Origin of the sequence: Brevibacillus dissolubilis, from assembly GCF_006170445.1 — a bacterium.
Lineage (GTDB): Bacteria > Bacillota > Bacilli > Brevibacillales > Brevibacillaceae > Brevibacillus_B > Brevibacillus_B dissolubilis.
Window position 1 is genome coordinate 63,594 of the sequence record NZ_VCNA01000017.1, and the last position, 16,907, is coordinate 80,500.

The following is a 16,907-nucleotide window of genomic DNA, read 5'->3' on the forward strand; positions in this document are numbered from 1 at the left end:
AACCTTCCACATCTTGGGTGAATACCCTGTAGGCAGATAAGGAGGGTTTTTGGGTATGTTGCATGTGGTAAAAGCCAACGAAACACTTTCTGGAATCGCCAGACAGTATAGGACAACGATTGAAGCGATCCGGGGAGCCAATGTGATCTGCAATCCTGATTTTTTATTCGTCGGACAGCCGTTGATCATTCCCGAACCGAATCTGATCTTGCCTAAGGCTGGCGGGACTCCCTACTATGTCGTGTTTTATGGGGATAGCCTGACCTGTCTGGCTCAACAATTTTCTAAAACGGCAGAATCTTTGGCTCAGGCTAACGAACTGAGTGATCCGAATGTATTGCAGCCTGGGTCAGAGTTGCTGGTACGGTATGATCAAACGATGACCCAAAGGCAATTGTTTGAACTATGGAACCGAACCGCTCCGGATTGTGGAGGCTTGACCGGGCGGGAGATTATGAACAATTTCTATCTAAATACATTTACATGGGAATCCTTGGGGAGCAATGCTTACTTTTCCTTGGTTCAATTGCTGAGTCACCGATGTGTGCTTGTGCGTTATTTTACGGTGATGAGCCTCGGTAGGATCGGACAGGGGGCCAAGGTGCAGGATGCATTGGGGATGGCGATGGAGGACCCGGACCCGTCGGTTGCTCAGCTGGCTCAGCACGCTATGAAAAGGCTTCGGCTGGCTGTACGTTATACCAAGCGGATTCATGTGATGATCAGAAATGATAGCCTGCTTGCCGCTCCAGATGAATCAGCGGCCTCCGTACCAATTGCGAGTGGGACACCGATCATGGTGCTGCGATGGTTTGTTCCAAGTCCTACAGGAAGTGGGCGGGTGCACACCAACCCGCAAATCTATGATTTGGTGCAGGTGGTGGAGACGGGTCAGACGGGGTATTTGGCGAGGACTGGGTTTAATTATGAGGAGATTGGGTTTTTGTAAAAAAAGGGATAGGGAGAAACCTCAATCACTGTGGGTGAGTTGAGGTTTTTTCTGGGTTACTCTTCTCTGGATTTTTGATTGCGCATTAGAAATTCGGCGAACTGTCCACCGAGAGCGGCGAAAATAGTAATCTCCATTAATTTGGAAGAGAGGGCATGGGACATTTGGACGACCATAAACTTAGGTTCTGTGCTTACGAATTCTTGGAATTTTGAGAGGTCTTCTGGTAAAGGCAGGGAATAGTGAATGCCGAAGGTGAAGAAGACATATTGGAAAAACGATAATTTGGGAGGAACGTCCGTGGAAGTGGGATGGTTAAAGATATCTAAAGTTGAAGTATGTTCAAGAGAATATAACATGCCGAACATGAAATCTCCCAATACCATCAACAAAGCGAGTATAGAAACAAGAACAATCAATTGTGCTTTATTTGAATGGGATCGGTCTTGGATATTCTCGCGGTTGGGTTCAAGGAATAACTCTTTGTTACTCTTTACAGTGAAAACGATACTAGTAATCAACATATGAACGATATAAAAAACCAGCAGGATTGTTAGAATCATATTCAGTATGGATGAATAGTGGTTTAAAGTATTCCACCCCATTTTAAAGAGCATTCCATAACCTAGCAAAAAGAAAAGGATGGAAAAGAACTGTAACATAAATTTTACTCCAAGTGTTTGAAGATCTACCTTAGTAAACTTTGTTGAAAGGATATAGAATCCAATGCTAGGGAGCCAAAATAGTGAAGTTTCGGTTGGGAAGATTAGAGTGATAAAAGTTGCCGCCAAGATAAATTTCTTCGTGCGAGTCAGATTTTCTGTCAGATAGTATCCTCTGGGTCTTACATCAATCATGAAATAGACTAGATAGAACATCAGCAAAAAGTACATCGGTAATCTCGATGAAGCAATTAAGGTCAGAATATAGCATATGACAAAGCCGATGTTCAAAGGGGTTATTGAGTTGTGTGCAAAAGATTGAAGCGTATGGCGTACTTGATTGAGCAAAGGGATCATCTAATCTTCTCCTAAAAATATAAATAGTTTCCACTCGAGATATCGGTATAAATAGGATTTTATTAAATGTTTTGTCCCTCACTTTACCTCTCAGTTCGCCCCTATCTTCTGGTACAATAGAGGACAGCAAACAAATGATCGTAGAGGTGAAATCATGCGGATTCTACACACGGCTGACTGGCATTTCGGGCGCCTTTTGGAGGGACGGGACCGAAGAGTGGAGCAGGAGGCTTTCATAGATGAGTTGTGCGAGATTGTCGAGGAACAGAGAGTAGAGTTGGTTGTGGTCGCGGGCGACGTGTACGATTCAGTCAACCCGCCGGCGTGGGCGGAGGAATTGTTTTATTGGGCGATAGAGCGGCTGTCTGATGAAGGCAGGCGCGGTGTTGTCGTGATCGCGGGGAACCATGACCAGCCGGAGCGGGTGCGTGCGGCGGCACCTCTGGCACATAAGCACGGGATTGTGCTGCTTGGCTTGCCAAAAGAAGTGCCTTTTGTCAGCCGTGCGGATGCGCCGGTAGATAAAGTGCGGATCGTGGACGCAGGCTCATCTTGGTTTGAGATTGCGGTACCGGGTGTGGAGCATCATGCGGTGGTGCTGGCTTTGCCTTACCCGTCTGAGGCTAGGCTGAAGGAGCTGTTGAGTGAGACCTTTGATGAAGAAGAGATGCAGCAGGCGTACCATGAGCGGATTGCCAAGCTGTTTGCCGATCAGGCGGACAAGTTCCGTGACGATACGGTCAACCTCGTGACCAGCCACCTGTTCGTGATGGGCGGGGAGGAGACGGAGTCGGAGCGTCCGATTCAGATCGGGGGAGCGCATACGGTGTATCCGTCTGCTTTTCCAAAGAATGCTCATTATGTGGCACTTGGGCACTTGCACCGATTGCAAAAGCTAAGTGATGCGCCGCTCGTCCGCTACAGCGGGTCACCGCTTGCGTACAGCTTTTCGGAGGCGGGCCAGAGCAAGGCGGTTGTGCTGGTGGACATCGTGCCAGGTGAAGAGGTCAAGGAAGAGATCGTCTATCTGCGCAGCGGGCGTCCATTGGTGCGGTGGAAGGCGACTGAGGGGATTGCTCAGGTGGAGCAGTGGCTGGCAGAGGAGCGGGACCGTGGCAGCTGGATTGACTTGGAGCTGCATGTGTCTGATGTGATCGATCCGGCTGAGTTTCAGCGTCTGCGCAAGATGAGCGAGGACTTCGTGAAGATCCAGCGTGTGCTGGTGGAAAAAGAGACAGATGAAGCGGCAGAGGAAGACGGCATGAAGCGCGACCAGATGAGTCCGGAGCAGCTGTTCCGCCGTTTTTATGAGCGGAAGCGCGGAATGGAGCCTGATCCGAAGGTGCTTGAGCTGTTTTCACGCCTGATGGTCGGCGCGGGTAATATCGGCGGGAAGGAAGGTGACGCGTAGATGAAACCGATTTTTTTGCAGCTGCAGGGGCTCAACAGCTACCGTGAGAAGCAGGAGATTGATTTCGAAACCTTATGTGAAGCGGGGCTGTTCGGGATTTTCGGACCGACGGGGAGCGGGAAATCGACGATTCTGGACGCGATTACCTTTGCCCTGTATGGACAGGTGGCGCGGACGAGTGGTTCGCACCCGCAGGAGGTATTAAACCAGCTGGAGGAGCGGATGGTGGTCTCTTTTACCTTTGAACTGGGGCGAGACGGCGACCGCAAGCGGTATACCATCGAGCGTGAGATGGGTCTGGATAAAAAGGGGAAGAAGAAACAGCCGGAGGTGCGTCTGATCGAGCGCCGCAAGCATCTCGGCGAGGAAGAAGATATCGTGCTGGAATCCAAGACGCGGGAAGCGACAGCGGCGATTGAGAACCTGATCGGGCTGACGATTGAAGACTTTACCCGTGCGGTTGTGCTGCCGCAGGGGCAGTTCTCTAAATTTTTGACCTTAAAAGGGAAAGACCGCAATGAGATGCTCCAGCGGATTTTTAACCTGTATGAATATGGCGAAGTGCTGATGAACCGGGTCAAAAGCTTGTACAGCAGCAATCGGGAAGAGGTGCACCGCTTAGAGATTGAACTGGCCGGACTGGGTGATGCGGGGCCGGAAGCATTGCAGGCGGCGACTGTACAGCTGGACGAAGCGCAGACAGCCGAGCAGAAGATGAGTCAGGAAAAAGACGTGCTGCTCACCCGTAAACGCGAATGGGAGCAGCTCCGCGAATGGCAGGCCGAGCGTGATGCACTGACGGAGCGCATCGCGAAGCTCAAGGAGGAGGAAGCCGAGATTCAAGCCGTGAGTCAGCAGATCGCTCGCGTGGAAGCGAGCCTGAAGCTCTGGCCGCTGGTGGAAAAGGTGCGTCAGATCGAGGCCGAGTGGACAAGCACGAGTGAGACACTGGGCCGACAGCGCATGGAGCGCGACGGAGCGAAGCAGGCAGCAGATGCAGCCGAGCAGGCGTATCTGGAAGTGACTGCACGTCAGCGCACCGAGGAGCCACAGTTGATCGAGAAGCGCAGTGCATTGACTCAGGCTGTCGAGTGGGAGTCTGAGCTGGAGAAGATGAAGGCAGAGCTGACGGCAGGAACCGCTGAGCTGACCGATATCTCCCAGCAGGTGAGTGCGCTCAATCAGGAGCTGGCTGCAGATGAGGCACAACTGACTGCGTGGAACGACGAGCTGACCGCAATCGATGAGCAACTCCAGTCGATGACGATCACTCCGGAAGAACGCAAGCGTATGCAGACCCTGCTCGATACGAAAAAGGTATGGGACAAAGAGCGTGACAATCTCCGTCTGGTCACAGCCGAGCATGAGGAAGCGCAGAAGCAGTATCAGGCCAACACCGCCCTTTTGACCGGATTAGAAAAGGCATGGCGCGAAGCGGAGCGGACCCGTGAGCTGGGACAAGCCGGCCTGCAGGAAGCCCAGCAAAAGCCGCTGGCAAGCGACGAGGAGATCGAGCAGCTGCGTGAGACCCTGAACCAAGTGAAGCAGCTGGGCAAAGAGTGGCGCGAGGCGAGTATTCTCGAAACCGAGTGGAAAAAGAAACAGGCAGAGTGGCAAGCAGCTTGGACGGCGAGTGAGCAACAGCTGGCACGGTATGCGGCAAGCGTGCAAGAAGCCGAGGAGCTTTGCGACACCCGCAAGCAACAAAAGGAACAGGCTGAGATCGCCCTGCGCCAATGGGAAAACGACAATATGGCACGCGTCCTGCGCAGTCAATTGGCTGACGGTGAGGCTTGTCCGGTATGTGGGTCGGAGCACCATCCGATGGCAGCGGGACACGAGGAGGATTCCGGAGCGGGAGACGAGCAGTTATACCGCGAGCGGATTCAAGCGAGCAAGCTGGCGTTAGAAGACGCTGAAAAACAGCTCAAAACCGCCCAAGAAGCCTTGCAGACTGCCAAGCTGGAACAGGCCCGCCTGAAACAGCAGGAAGCCTCGCTGACCGATGAAAAAGCCGTGGTCGACGTCCGCATCCAGGCGATTCAAGCGGAACTGGTCAAGCTGGGCGAATACTGGATGGTTCCTGATATCTCGCAGCTGGTGGCGCGTTTTCAGGAGCAGGATGCTCTACTCCGACAAAAGGGGGAGGAGCGTCAGCAGCATAAGCAGCTGCTTGAGCACCTTCAACAAGCGTTTAACCAGCTGCGCGAGCAAGAGCTGGGACACAAGGCCAGCTATGAGAAGCATCTGGCGGTCGAAGAACAGCTCCGGGCCAAGCTGGAGACGGCACAAGCCCGTCTGACACAGGCGCAGACTCTGTATACCCAAGCCGAGACGACGCTCGAACAGCTGCGCGGCGAATTGACAATAGACCGGATCGAAGCGGAGTATGCGCGACTGGAGCAACAAGAGCAACAATGGAATCACCTGCGGGAACAGCGCACCTCCCGTGAACAGCAGATCAAGACCAAGCAGACCGCGATCCAAGCCAGCGACAAACGCCGTACCGAGCTGGTCGTAGATGAAGCCAAGCTCCGCGAACGCCTGCAGGAGCGCTCTGAGGTGTTCAAGCAGAAGCGGGAGCAATGGCAAAAGGTGACGTCCGGGCGCTTGGCGCGTGAGCTTTTGCAAGAGACAGAGACACAGCTGACCAGTTTGCGTGAACGGATTACAAGCGCAGAACAGGCACGGACGCAAGCGGCAGAGAAGCGACAGGCGACACAGGAAGCAGTCCTTCGTACAGAAGAATCCTACCTCCAGCTCTCCCGTCAGCGTAATGATGCCGATCTTGAGCTGCAAAAAGAATTGCTCCAAAGCGGCTTGGGAGAAATCCCGCAGCTCGAAGCGCTGTACGGCGAAAAAGATACACTTCCTGCCTACCGTGAACGGGTCGAGGCATTCCGCACGCAACAGGCTCAGCTGGTCTATGACGAACAGCGTCTGACAGAAAAAATTGCCGACCGCACCGTCGATGAGCAGGAATGGCTGGCGCTTGTCCAAGCCTGTGAAGAACAGGAGCTGGTGCTCCAAACCCTCAAAGACGAGCTGGCTGTCGCCCGTCAGACTCTGTTGATCATTCAAGAAAACCATGACAAGTGGCAGGCGCTGGACACGCGTTACAAGGAACTCAGCGATGAGCAGAGCCGCTTGGACGAGCTTCGCAAGCTGTTCGAGGGCAAAGCCTTCGTCCAATTTATCGCAGAGGAAAAACTGACCGCTATCGCGAAGGATGCTTCCTATCATCTGGCCCGCATGACCAAGAATCGCTATTCGCTGGAGGTCGGTGATGAAGGTGAATTCGTTCTGCGCGACGAAGCAGCAGGTGGGATGCGCCGTCCGGTCAGCACGCTGTCGGGTGGGGAGACGTTCCTCACATCGCTGTCGCTGGCCCTTGCGTTATCGGTAGAGATTCAGATGCGCGGCGGACGCTTGGAATTCTTCTTCTTAGATGAAGGGTTCGGTACGCTTGACCCTGATCTGTTGGAAGTGGTGCTCGATGCGCTGGAGCGCCTGCGGATGGAGCATTTTACGATTGGCTTGATCAGTCACGTACCGGAGCTTCGCGTGCGGATGCCGCGCCGTCTGATCGTCACGCCGGCAGAGCCGATGGGGGCGGGCAGTTCGATCACGCTGGAAGTAGAGTAGTCTGGGCGATTAAATAAAGTAGAGGATATAGAGAGAAAGGAAGAGCGCACATGGCGTTGCAAGTTATCATCGGCAGAGCCGGGTCGGGCAAGACAACGGTCATTTTTGACCAGATCAAACGGCGTCTGACCGAGAATCCCTTGGGTACGCCACTCATCTATCTGGTTCCGGAGCAGGCGACCTTCCAAGCGGAGTACGCACTGGCTACCAAGACGGAGCAAAAAGGAATCGTGCGTGTTGATGTGTCCAGCTTTGAGCGCTTATCGACGCGGATTTTGGAAGAGTTGGGCGGCATGGCGAGACTGCCGGTGGATGAAATGGGGAAGCAGATGGTGCTTCGCCTGCTGCTGGAGCAGAATCGGGAGCAGCTGCAAGTCTTCCACCGCTCCGCCTCCCAGCCTGGATTTGCCGCACAGCTGGCGAGTATGATCAGCGAGTGCAAGCAGTACGGTGTGGACGCACAGATTCTGGAGCAGCAGGCGGTCGGGGAAGGGACATTGACGCAAAAGCTGCACGATATGAGCGTCCTGATGAACGCCTACCAGAACTACCTGACAGACCGCTCTTACTATGACGCAGATGATGTCTATCCGACGGTGGCTGGTAAAATCCCTGATTCCCGCTATATTCGCGAGTCAGAGATTTGGCTGGATGGCTTCAGCGGCTTTACCCAACAGGAATATATGATCATTGAACAGCTGCTGCGCCACGGCAAGCAGGTGACAGTGGCACTCTCGCTAGACCCAAATGAACGGGATGCAAGAGTAGACGATCTGGCTACCTTTTACCCGACGCTGGAGACGTATCAGAGCTTAATCAGGCTGGCACAGTCGGCAGGGGTCGAGGTGGAGGAGCCGATCATGCTGGAGGGGACGCGTCGTTTTCAATACAGCCCGTGGCTTTCGCGAATTGAAGAGAGCTTCGCTGTACGCAACCGTTTCACGAAAAAAGGCGGCTACGACTCCCGCCGCAAGCAGGCCAATCTTCCATCTGCGGCACGGGACAACGAGGTGACGCTCACCTCCGCGGTCAACCGCCGTGCCGAGGTGCAGGGCGTCGCATTGCGGATGCTGGCGCTGGCCCGCGAAGATGGCTACCGCTGGCGCGATATGGCGGTCATGCTCCGCGAGCTGGATACGTATGCGGACGAGATCGCCAGCGTGTTTGACGAATATGAGATTCCGTACTTCTTGGACCGAAAGCGTGCGGTGATGCATCATCCGGTGGTGGAATTGGTGCGCTCGTCGCTGGAGGCAGTTGCTTTTGCATGGAAATATGAGGCGGTATTCCGCTGTCTGAAGACGGATTTGATCACGCCAAGACGCGTGATTGAGGAGTCGGTTCTGTCCGAGAATGAGAACGGGAACGACGAGGCCGGGGATAGCATTGACGTTGAAGTTAACGTTGACGTTGGCGGGGTTCAGACATCAGTTGATTTTGAACTTTTTTATAACGAGCAGACATTCCGTGACGAGATCGATTTGCTGGAAAACTATGTGCTCGCCTATGGTATCGATGTAAGGCATTGGAACAGTGAGGAGCCGTGGAAGCTTCACTACCAGGCAACAGGGTATGAGCAGATTGACGAAATCCGCCGCCGCTACAGTGGGCCGTTGCGCCAGTTTGAAAAAGCATTGCGCAAGGCAGCCAAGGTGGATGTGCGGGCGATGACCACCGTTCTCTATGAATTCCTCTGCGATCTGGGAGTGCCACAGAAGCTGGAGGAGTGGAAGCGGGAAGCGGAGAGACCGGGGCGCAGTAAAGCAACGACTATCGATGCTGTTTCCGAGTTGTCCGATCAGCAATCCTTGGCTGAACACAATGCCCTTTTGCGAAAAATCGACCTCGAAGCCGCCCGCGAGCATGAGCAGGTCTGGAGTGGCTTGATGGATCTGCTCGATCAGATCGTCGAAGTGATGGGCGCAGAGAAGATCGATGTCCCGACCTATGCCCGCATCCTCGACAGCGGCTTGGAGAGCATCCGTCTCGGACTCGTCCCACCTGCACTTGATCAGGTGCTGATCGGTTCGATGGAGCGTTCCCGTCAGCCTGATGTGAGAGCGGTCTTCATCCTCGGCGTCAACGATGGGGTGATTCCATTGCGGCCCAAAGAGGACGGTCTGCTGGACGAAGCCGAGCGCGAACGTCTGGAGCAGTCTGGTATCTCACTTGCTCCCGGCGCCAAGCGTAAGCTGATGATGGAAAACTATCTGCTCTACCAAGCGTTGACGAGACCGTCCGAGCGGCTGTGGCTCAGCTGTGCGCTGGCAGATGGAGAAGGCAAAGCCCTGCTGCCGTCGAGCGTCTTGGAAGATGTGAAAAAGGCACTGCCGGGGCTTACCATCGGCTTTTTCCATAACGAACCTACCAATCTCGCAGAAAATGATTACAGCCTATTAGGTCGTCCGAAGCAGGTATTCGCCCATCTGCTCACCCTGATCCGCCAGATGAAAAAAGGCACACCACTCTCCCCGTTCTGGCAGGAGGTCTACAACTGGTACGTCGAGCAGTCGCCGAATGCCCGCATGGAAAAGTGGCTGCTCAAAGGGCTGACTTACTCCAATCAGGTGATGTACCTGCCACGACCGACCAGCCGTACGCTGTATGGCGATGATCTCAAGCTTAGCGTGTCGCGTCTGGAGCGTTTTCAGGCCTGTCCGTTCCAGCATTTTTCCTCGCATGGCTTGCGATTGAAGCAGCGTCAGACGCATAAGCTGGAGCGTTTTGATGTGGGTGAACTTTTCCACCAGTCGTTGAAGCTGGCGGTGGAACGGATGCGCCAGAATCATCTGGACTGGAGCGGCTTGACCGAGGAAGGCAGCATGCGTCTCGCTGATCTGGTCGTCAGTGAGCTGGTTCCGCAGACGAGAAGCAGTATTCTTGACAGCTCAGCACGCTACCGTTTTGTCCAGAGTAAGCTGAAGCGTGCGGTCGGGCGTGCGATCACGGTGCTGGGCGAACATGCGAAGCGGAGCAAATTCGCGCCGATTGGTCTGGAGATCGACTTCGGGCCGGGGCGTGAGATTCCAGGTCTGACACTGACGCTTGCCAACGGGGTGAATCTCACTCTGATTGGCCGGATTGACAGAATCGATCAGTCGTTGGAGGCGAACCAATGCTTCCTGCGCGTCATCGACTACAAATCCGGGCCGAAGACTCTCCAGCTCTCCGATGTGTACAACGGGCTGAATCTGCAGCTCTTGGTCTACCTCGATGTGGTTCTGTCCAACTCGGAAGAATGGCTGGGACGCCGGGCCGATGTCGGCGGTGTCTTCTACTATCAGGTGGCAGATCCATTCGTCACCGCGAAGCGTATCATCACGCCGGATGAGGTGGAGAAGCAGCGCCAAGCCAAGCTGAAGATGAAAGGCTTGATGCTCGCCGACCCGATGCTGGCACAGTTGATGGACGAAGCGACTACCTCTGGCAATTCGGACATCCTGCCGTTTGGCTTCAAGAAGGACGGCTCATTCACCGCGTACTCATCGGTGGCGACACGCGATCAGTTTGGGACGCTTCAGGAGTTCGTCCGTCATACGATCAAGAATCTGGGACAGCGCATGACCGAGGGTGAGATCGCGATTACGCCATACACCCAAGGGCCTTATGTTGCATGTCAGACCTGTGACTATAAATCGTTCTGCCAGTTTGATAAATTGATGAACAGTGAAAATACCCGCAATCTGACCAAGCTCAAAGACAACCAAGTCTGGCCGCTCTTGGAGATGGGAATGGGCTTTGAGACACTGGGGGCAACAGGCACAACCGAAGGGGAAGGAGGAGGAGCGAATGACTAATCCAATCGAAAAACCAAGCCATTGGACAGACGAGCAGTGGCAGGCGATTATCAAGCGGGGCAACAACCTGCTCGTCGCCGCCGCGGCTGGTTCGGGGAAAACCTCGGTGCTGGTAGAGCGCCTGATCCGCCGTATCACCGACACGCAGGACCCGGTGGGCGTGGATCAGCTGCTTGTCGTGACCTTTACCAATGCGGCCGCGGCTGAGATGCGTCACCGGATCGGCGATGCCCTGAAAAAAGCGTTGGAGACCGATCCCGACTCTGCCCATCTGCGCCGACAGCTTACCCTGCTGTCACGGGCGGCGATCACCACGCTTCACTCCTTCTGTCTCGGATTGTTACGCCAGTACTATTACATGGTGGAGCTTGACCCGGATTTCCGCATTGCTGATCAGATGGAGGCTGAGCTGTTGCGTCAGGATATTCTGGAGCAAAAGTTCGAAGAGTGGTATGAGCATGACGAAGCATTCGTCGCACTCGCCGACAGCTATATCGACGGACAGGATGATGCGGCACTGGCCCATCTGATCCTGCGACTCTATGATTTTTCCCGAAGCCATCCGACTCCGAATGAGTGGATGCAGGAAGCGGCAGAGATGTTCGCGCTAGACGATGACACCCCGCTAGAATCTCTCAAATGGGTGCAAAGCCTGCTGCACTCCATCAAGCTGGAGCTGACCGGTATCGAGTCCCAACTCGGAAAAGCAGCCCTGCTTGCAGGCTCACCAGAGGGTCCGAACGGCTATGTGCCATTACTCGAAAAAGAACGGGATGCCGTCACACAGGCAGCCCAAGCCTGTGACCGGGGCTTTGACGCATTGGCCGATGCGATGAAGGCGATCAGCTTTGGCCGTCTGCCAGCCGCCAAGGACGTAGACGTAGCGACCAAGGAACAATGCCAAGACCTGCGCAACGGAGCCAAAGACAAGATCAACAAGCTGATGGAAGACTACTTCGCCTCCGATTCAGACGCCTATCACCGCGATCTGCGCCAGACCGCTTTTTATATGAAGACACTGGTGCGCCTGGTGATCGAATTCGGCGATACGTTCCATAAGGAAAAAATGGAGCGGGCACTGGTAGACTTCAGTGACTTGGAGCATCTGGCCCTTCGGATTCTGGTTGTGACCAATGAAGACGGGACTCTCCAGCCATCCCCGATCGCCCAAGGGCTGCGGGAGCAGTTCGCCGAGGTGCTGGTCGACGAGTATCAGGATATTAACCTTGTGCAGGAGACGCTGTTGCAGATGGTCTCCCGCGATGGTTTGGGCGATGTGCCAGCCAACCGCTTTATGGTAGGGGACGTGAAGCAGAGTATCTACCGTTTCCGTCTGGCCGAGCCGAATCTTTTTATGGAAAAATACCGTACCTATCAGCGTGAGGAAGAGCTTGACCCATGGACAGCGGAGCAGATCGCAAGCGGAGAACTGCCGCAACCAGTCGGAGAGCGGATCGATCTCGCCGCCAACTTCCGAAGCCGCAAAGAAGTGGTGGACGCGGTCAACTTCCTGTTCCGTCAGATCATGTCTGAAGGCGTGGGCGAGATCAACTATGACCGCTCTGCCGAATTGATCTGCCGCGCCAGCTATCCAGAGATTGAGCCGGAGCAGCTGGACGTCGAGGTACATCTGATCAACCGCCGTGCACCAGAGCTAGAGGCAGGTGAGGGCGAGGATTCATACGACTCTGACTCGGAAATCACCTCCAGCGGGGGCACTTCGCTGACCGATGAGCGCCAGCTGGCAGAGGAGGCGACTGCTGCCCAGCTGGAGGCCCGCCTGATCGCAAGCCGTATCCGCAAATGGATGGAGCCTGGCGTTGGGGGCAAGCCACTGCTCGTCTACGATAAGCAAGAAGGCGGCATGCGTCCGCTCAAATACAAAGACATCGTCATCCTGCTCCGTGCCACTGCCGGTTGGGGCCCGACGATGGCAGATGAGTTCAAAAAAGCGGGGATTCCGATCTATGTCGAGCAGACAGACGGCTACTTTTCCGCTACGGAAGTAGATGTGATGCTCTCGCTCCTGCGTGTGATCGACAACCCGAAGCAGGACATCCCACTTGCTGCTGTGCTGCGCTCCCCACTCTATCGGCTGTCTGAGACGGAGCTGGCTGCGATTCGGATTCACAGTCCGGGCAGCCCGTTCTATCAGGCGGTACAGCTTTATCACGAAGCCCACCGTGAACAGACCAGGGAGCAGCTGGTACGCAAGCTCAACCACTTTTATCACAATCTCGCCGAGTGGCGTACCCGTGCCAGACGCGGCTCTCTCGCCGAACTGATCTCACAGATCTACCGCGAGACGAGCTATGTCGACTATGTTGCGACACTGGAAAACGGACAGCAGCGCCAAGCCAACCTGCGCGCGCTGTATGACAAAGCCCGCCAGTACGAAGCGACCACCTATCGCGGCCTGTTCCGCTTCCTGCGTTTTATCGACCGTCTGCAGGAGCAGCAGAGCGATTTTGGCGAGGCACGTACGATGGGTGAGAGTGAAGACGTCGTCCGCCTGATGACCATCCACAAAAGTAAGGGTCTGGAGTTCCCGGTCGTCTTCGTCGCCGGGATGGGCAAACAGTTCAACACGAGCGATACCAAAGCCCGTTTCCTGCTGCACAAAGACCTCGGGTTCGGCCCGCAGGTCGTGGATACTGACCTGAGGCTACGCTACCCGAGCTTGGCTTACCTCGGCATCCGCCAACAGCTGAAGCGTGAGATGCTGGCCGAAGAGATGCGCGTCCTCTATGTCGCCCTCACCCGTGCCCGCGAGAAGCTTCTGCTGGTCGGCTCTGCCAAAGACTTGGGCAAAAGCATCTCCCTGTGGAGCCAGCAGTCCGGTGATCAGGAGAATCTCTCAGATGAAGATCTGATCCAAGCGAAAAACTACCTTGATTGGGTAGGCCGCGCCCTTTTGCGCCACCCATCAGGCAAAGCGCTGCTCGCTTGGTCCGAGCTGGAAGGTGAACAGCTGCCATTGCGACGGATTATGGACGAGTCCCGTTTTCAATATCATTTCTATCAAGCAGGTGATCTGTCCGCAGATAGCGCTGACAGTGAGTGGGACGAGGAGCTGTGGAAGCAGATCATCTCGCGCCAGCCAATCGAGATCACCGAGCGCGACTATCGCTGGCAGCCGAAGATTGCCGAGGCACTTTCCTGGCAATACGGGCACGTCCATGCCACGAAGGCAGCCGCCAAGTGGAGCGTCACGGACTTGAAGAACATGAGAAGACGATCTCCCGATGATGCGGTTCACGTCGAAGAAATCATCAGGCTGGGCACAACCGGTCATTCCGAAGAGGGATTCTCCCTAGATAGATCGAATAACCAGATAACCCGCTCCATTTCCGAAGCAGATGCAGAAGTCATGGAACGTACGAACCGAATCGGACAGGCTTTGACAAGCGGGGGCAGTGGTATGGTTGCGGCACCACGCTCTGCGATCAGCAAAAAGCCCCGCTTTCTAAGCGTGGGTGGTGCTGACACCAGTGACGGACAGACCGCCGACAGCGTAACCACGTCTCCAACCGCTTCAGGCAAAAGCCCAGCGGCAAGCTTCACCAGCGCCGAGATCGGTACGCTCATGCACTTATTCATGCAGCATGTCGACCTGAGCGGCCCGCTGGATGAGGCAGACCTGAGGGAACAGCTCCTGCGTCTGTCTGACCGTGAGTTCATCAGCAGTGAACAAGCCAGACAGATCGATCTTCAGCCGATCATCCGGTTCTTCGCATCTGATCTCGGTCAACGAATGAGACAGGCGAAAAATCTGTACCGCGAGCTATCCTTCACCGTGGCTCTGCCTGCCGATCAGGTCAATCCTGATGAGATCGGCACCAGTCAGCTTCAGGGTGAGCAAATCCTGCTCCATGGCGTGATTGACTGCCTGATCGAAGACGCAGATGGCACGCTCTGCCTGATCGACTATAAAACCGACCGCCTGTATGGCAGTGACGAAGAAGCGGCCAAGGAACTAACCCGCCGCTACCGTCAGCAAATCAGCTGGTATGCAATAGCCATCGGACAGGCGGTGGGCAGACAGGTGCGTAACGCCTACCTGTATTCCTTCTCCAGACACATGGCTGTACCCATCCGTTTGTAACTAAAAGGAAGAGGGAAGCGTCAAACTAGGAGAGGAACCTCATCAGCCACAGGTGCTTTTTCCGAGGTTCCTTTTTTGCAGGGAAAATGAGAGGAGTATTTTTCCATGAAGAATCACCGATTACAACCGATTCTGCTTACTGTATGTACGGCGGCTCTTTTGTCGCTTCCGCTTTCAGGATGCTCTCTTTTTGAAGATCAGACGCCTGCGGTCAGCGCCTCCAAGCCGAATAAGGCAGAACCAACAATCGAACAGCAGCCCTCAGCCGATGAGGATACGGCAGACCTGACTGCCGCTTCTGTGATTGAGTGGGCGGCGTCAGAAGAACCAGCCCTCCAGCCGATTGATCCGGCAGCAGGGGCTCAGATAACGCTCGTAGATGATCCGCGCTTCTATGCATCATCACCATCGAAGACAGAGCCGACAGGCAAACAGCTCAACGCACTGGTCACGAAGGTCAATCCAGCGGCACAGACCTACCTGATCCGCTTCGCCGAGCCGATGCAGCGCAATACGGTCGAGCAAGCCGTACAGGCGAATCTGAATCATCCGTCCAAACTGTATAGCACCTTGGAAACTTCTAAATCAACGGCTGCTTTTGTCTGGCAGGATGATCAGACTGTCAAGGTGACAATCACGCCTACCGTGCTGCCGAATACTCCTTATGCGCGTCTCGGATATCTGGTAGACCCCAACGGTGCCAAGACCAAGACCAATCAACTCAAAGACAACATGCCGATTTTTTCAGCGATCCTGGATCTGCCTAAGCAACTCTGGCGTCTCTCGCTAGAGACTGGCCAGAGTGAAAAGCTGGGCTTGCCTGCCGCGTACTATCACACGCACAACTTCATTTCAGCAGACCAACGCTATCTATTGCTGGAACGTAACGCGACCTATTGTGAGTGTGACCGTGATCCGGGAAGCATCCATGATCTCTATGACTTCAAAACCAACAAACTCACCCGCTATAATCTGGAGCTGTACACCAGCTACCGTGGGCCGGGGAAATTTTATGTGGACCGCCGTGGATTCATGTTTGCGGCAGATTCCGAAGAGGCGGCTAAAGTAGCGGAAGCCTCTGGTTCTCATGTGATTACGGTCGAACTGCCGGGTTTCATCCACGGAGCGGCATTCAGCAAAGACTTCACCAAGCTGCTGATCGCACTGGGAGAAGAGGAGCAGAAGAAGGATTTTGACTTCGTCATCTATGATATCGGCAGCCGTCAGACCCGTACCTTTGCCAAGGCCCTGCCAGGCTATGCGGAGGCTTCGCAAGTCGACTCTCGTATTTACCCAATCCGTATGATCGATGACAGTCAGCACGTCGCTATCCTTCTCGGAGATGGGCAGGATCTGGCCCAACACTGGTTCCGCTATGATTGGACGACCGGCAAGATCGAGCCGTGGACACCACCTGCAACGCCTGGACAAGAAGGATATTTTGATTTTACCGCGTCGGCAGATGGGGAGTATCTCGTCTCGTTCGACAAGCAGCTCTATCAGCAGGATCAGAAAATCATGGACATCCCAGACCACAGCAAAGGAGTCTGGATGCCTGTGAGCGACCAGTACGTCGCCCTCCATGAAAAAATCATTCAGCCTGCAACCACCGCAACCCAACCTGCACCCGCCACAACTCCTGACAAACCTCAACCGGCGCAAAACGAATACTCGGTAAGCATCGTTGATCCAACCAGCAAATCAAGCAAGCCGCTGTTGTCTGGGATGAAGGTACCAGTAGATCTGGTAGGTGTCGATCCGACGGAAAAATGGCTGTATCTTATGGCTGATACGCGGATTACGAAGCTGCCGTAAGGTTGTATGGAAGCAGGTATTCTCCAATATGTTGTAAGGTAACGATTCCAAGCCTTGCCCCGACGCCGCCAGACGGAATCCGTCGGGGTATTCTTGTCAGCTTGTTTCACGGGAATGGATATGCTCTCCTGTAAGCCCATCCAGCAAGCCAACCCACACATCTACT

7 protein-coding genes are annotated in these 16,907 nt (G+C 54.7%); 6 read left to right on the forward strand and 1 reads right to left on the reverse strand.

The features are described from left to right. Positions 1-55: 55 nt before the first annotated feature. The gene (locus FGI41_RS23330; protein ID WP_139492718.1) at positions 56-949 is read left to right on the forward strand and encodes a LysM peptidoglycan-binding domain-containing protein; all 894 of its coding nucleotides are present in this window, start codon (positions 56-58) and stop codon (positions 947-949) included. A gap of 56 nt (positions 950-1,005) precedes the next feature. On the opposite strand, the gene FGI41_RS23335 is transcribed toward FGI41_RS23330, so the two are convergent. Then, entirely contained in the window at positions 1,006-1,968 is a 963-nt protein-coding gene (locus FGI41_RS23335; RefSeq protein WP_139492719.1) for a hypothetical protein, read from the reverse strand. A 154-nt stretch (positions 1,969-2,122) separates the two neighbouring features. Here FGI41_RS23335 and FGI41_RS23340 point away from each other — a divergent pair, with 154 nt between their 5' ends. From FGI41_RS23340 to FGI41_RS23360, 5 genes are all read left to right on the forward strand, one after another. Next, a complete protein-coding gene (locus tag FGI41_RS23340) occupies positions 2,123-3,379 on the forward strand; it encodes an exonuclease SbcCD subunit D (RefSeq protein WP_139492720.1) in 1,257 nt (418 codons plus the stop codon). Further along, positions 3,380-7,024 carry an AAA family ATPase gene (locus FGI41_RS23345; protein WP_139492721.1) on the forward strand — a complete coding sequence of 1,215 codons (3,645 nt, stop codon included), beginning with the start codon at positions 3,380-3,382 and terminating at the stop codon, positions 7,022-7,024. 50 nt (positions 7,025-7,074) lie between these two features. After that, positions 7,075-10,821: a helicase-exonuclease subunit AddB family protein gene (locus FGI41_RS23350; protein WP_139492722.1), complete on the forward strand. Its 3,747-nt coding sequence runs from the start codon at positions 7,075-7,077 to the stop codon at positions 10,819-10,821. Beyond that, on the forward strand, positions 10,814-14,926 hold the full coding sequence (gene addA, locus FGI41_RS23355) for a helicase-exonuclease AddAB subunit AddA (protein WP_139492723.1): 4,113 nt from the start codon (positions 10,814-10,816) through the stop codon (positions 14,924-14,926). The genes FGI41_RS23350 and addA overlap by 8 nt, the downstream gene beginning before the upstream one ends. 105 nt (positions 14,927-15,031) lie before the next feature. Beyond that, positions 15,032-16,741 (forward strand): hypothetical protein, encoded by a 1,710-nt coding sequence (locus FGI41_RS23360; RefSeq protein ID WP_139492724.1) that lies wholly within the window; start codon positions 15,032-15,034, stop codon positions 16,739-16,741. Positions 16,742-16,907 lie beyond the last annotated feature (166 nt).

Bases quoted from the DNA above. Each gene is read 5' to 3' on its own strand.
- FGI41_RS23330 (WP_139492718.1), top strand. From the start codon at position 56: ATGTTGCATGTGGTAAAAGCCAACGAAACACTTTCTGGAATCGCCAGA.
- FGI41_RS23335 (WP_139492719.1), bottom strand. From the start codon at position 1,968: ATGATCCCTTTGCTCAATCAAGTACGCCATACGCTTCAATCTTTTGCA.
- FGI41_RS23340 (WP_139492720.1), top strand. From the start codon at position 2,123: ATGCGGATTCTACACACGGCTGACTGGCATTTCGGGCGCCTTTTGGAG.
- FGI41_RS23345 (WP_139492721.1), top strand. From the start codon at position 3,380: ATGAAACCGATTTTTTTGCAGCTGCAGGGGCTCAACAGCTACCGTGAG.
- FGI41_RS23350 (WP_139492722.1), top strand. From the start codon at position 7,075: ATGGCGTTGCAAGTTATCATCGGCAGAGCCGGGTCGGGCAAGACAACG.
- addA (WP_139492723.1), top strand. From the start codon at position 10,814: ATGACTAATCCAATCGAAAAACCAAGCCATTGGACAGACGAGCAGTGG.
- FGI41_RS23360 (WP_139492724.1), top strand. From the start codon at position 15,032: ATGAAGAATCACCGATTACAACCGATTCTGCTTACTGTATGTACGGCG.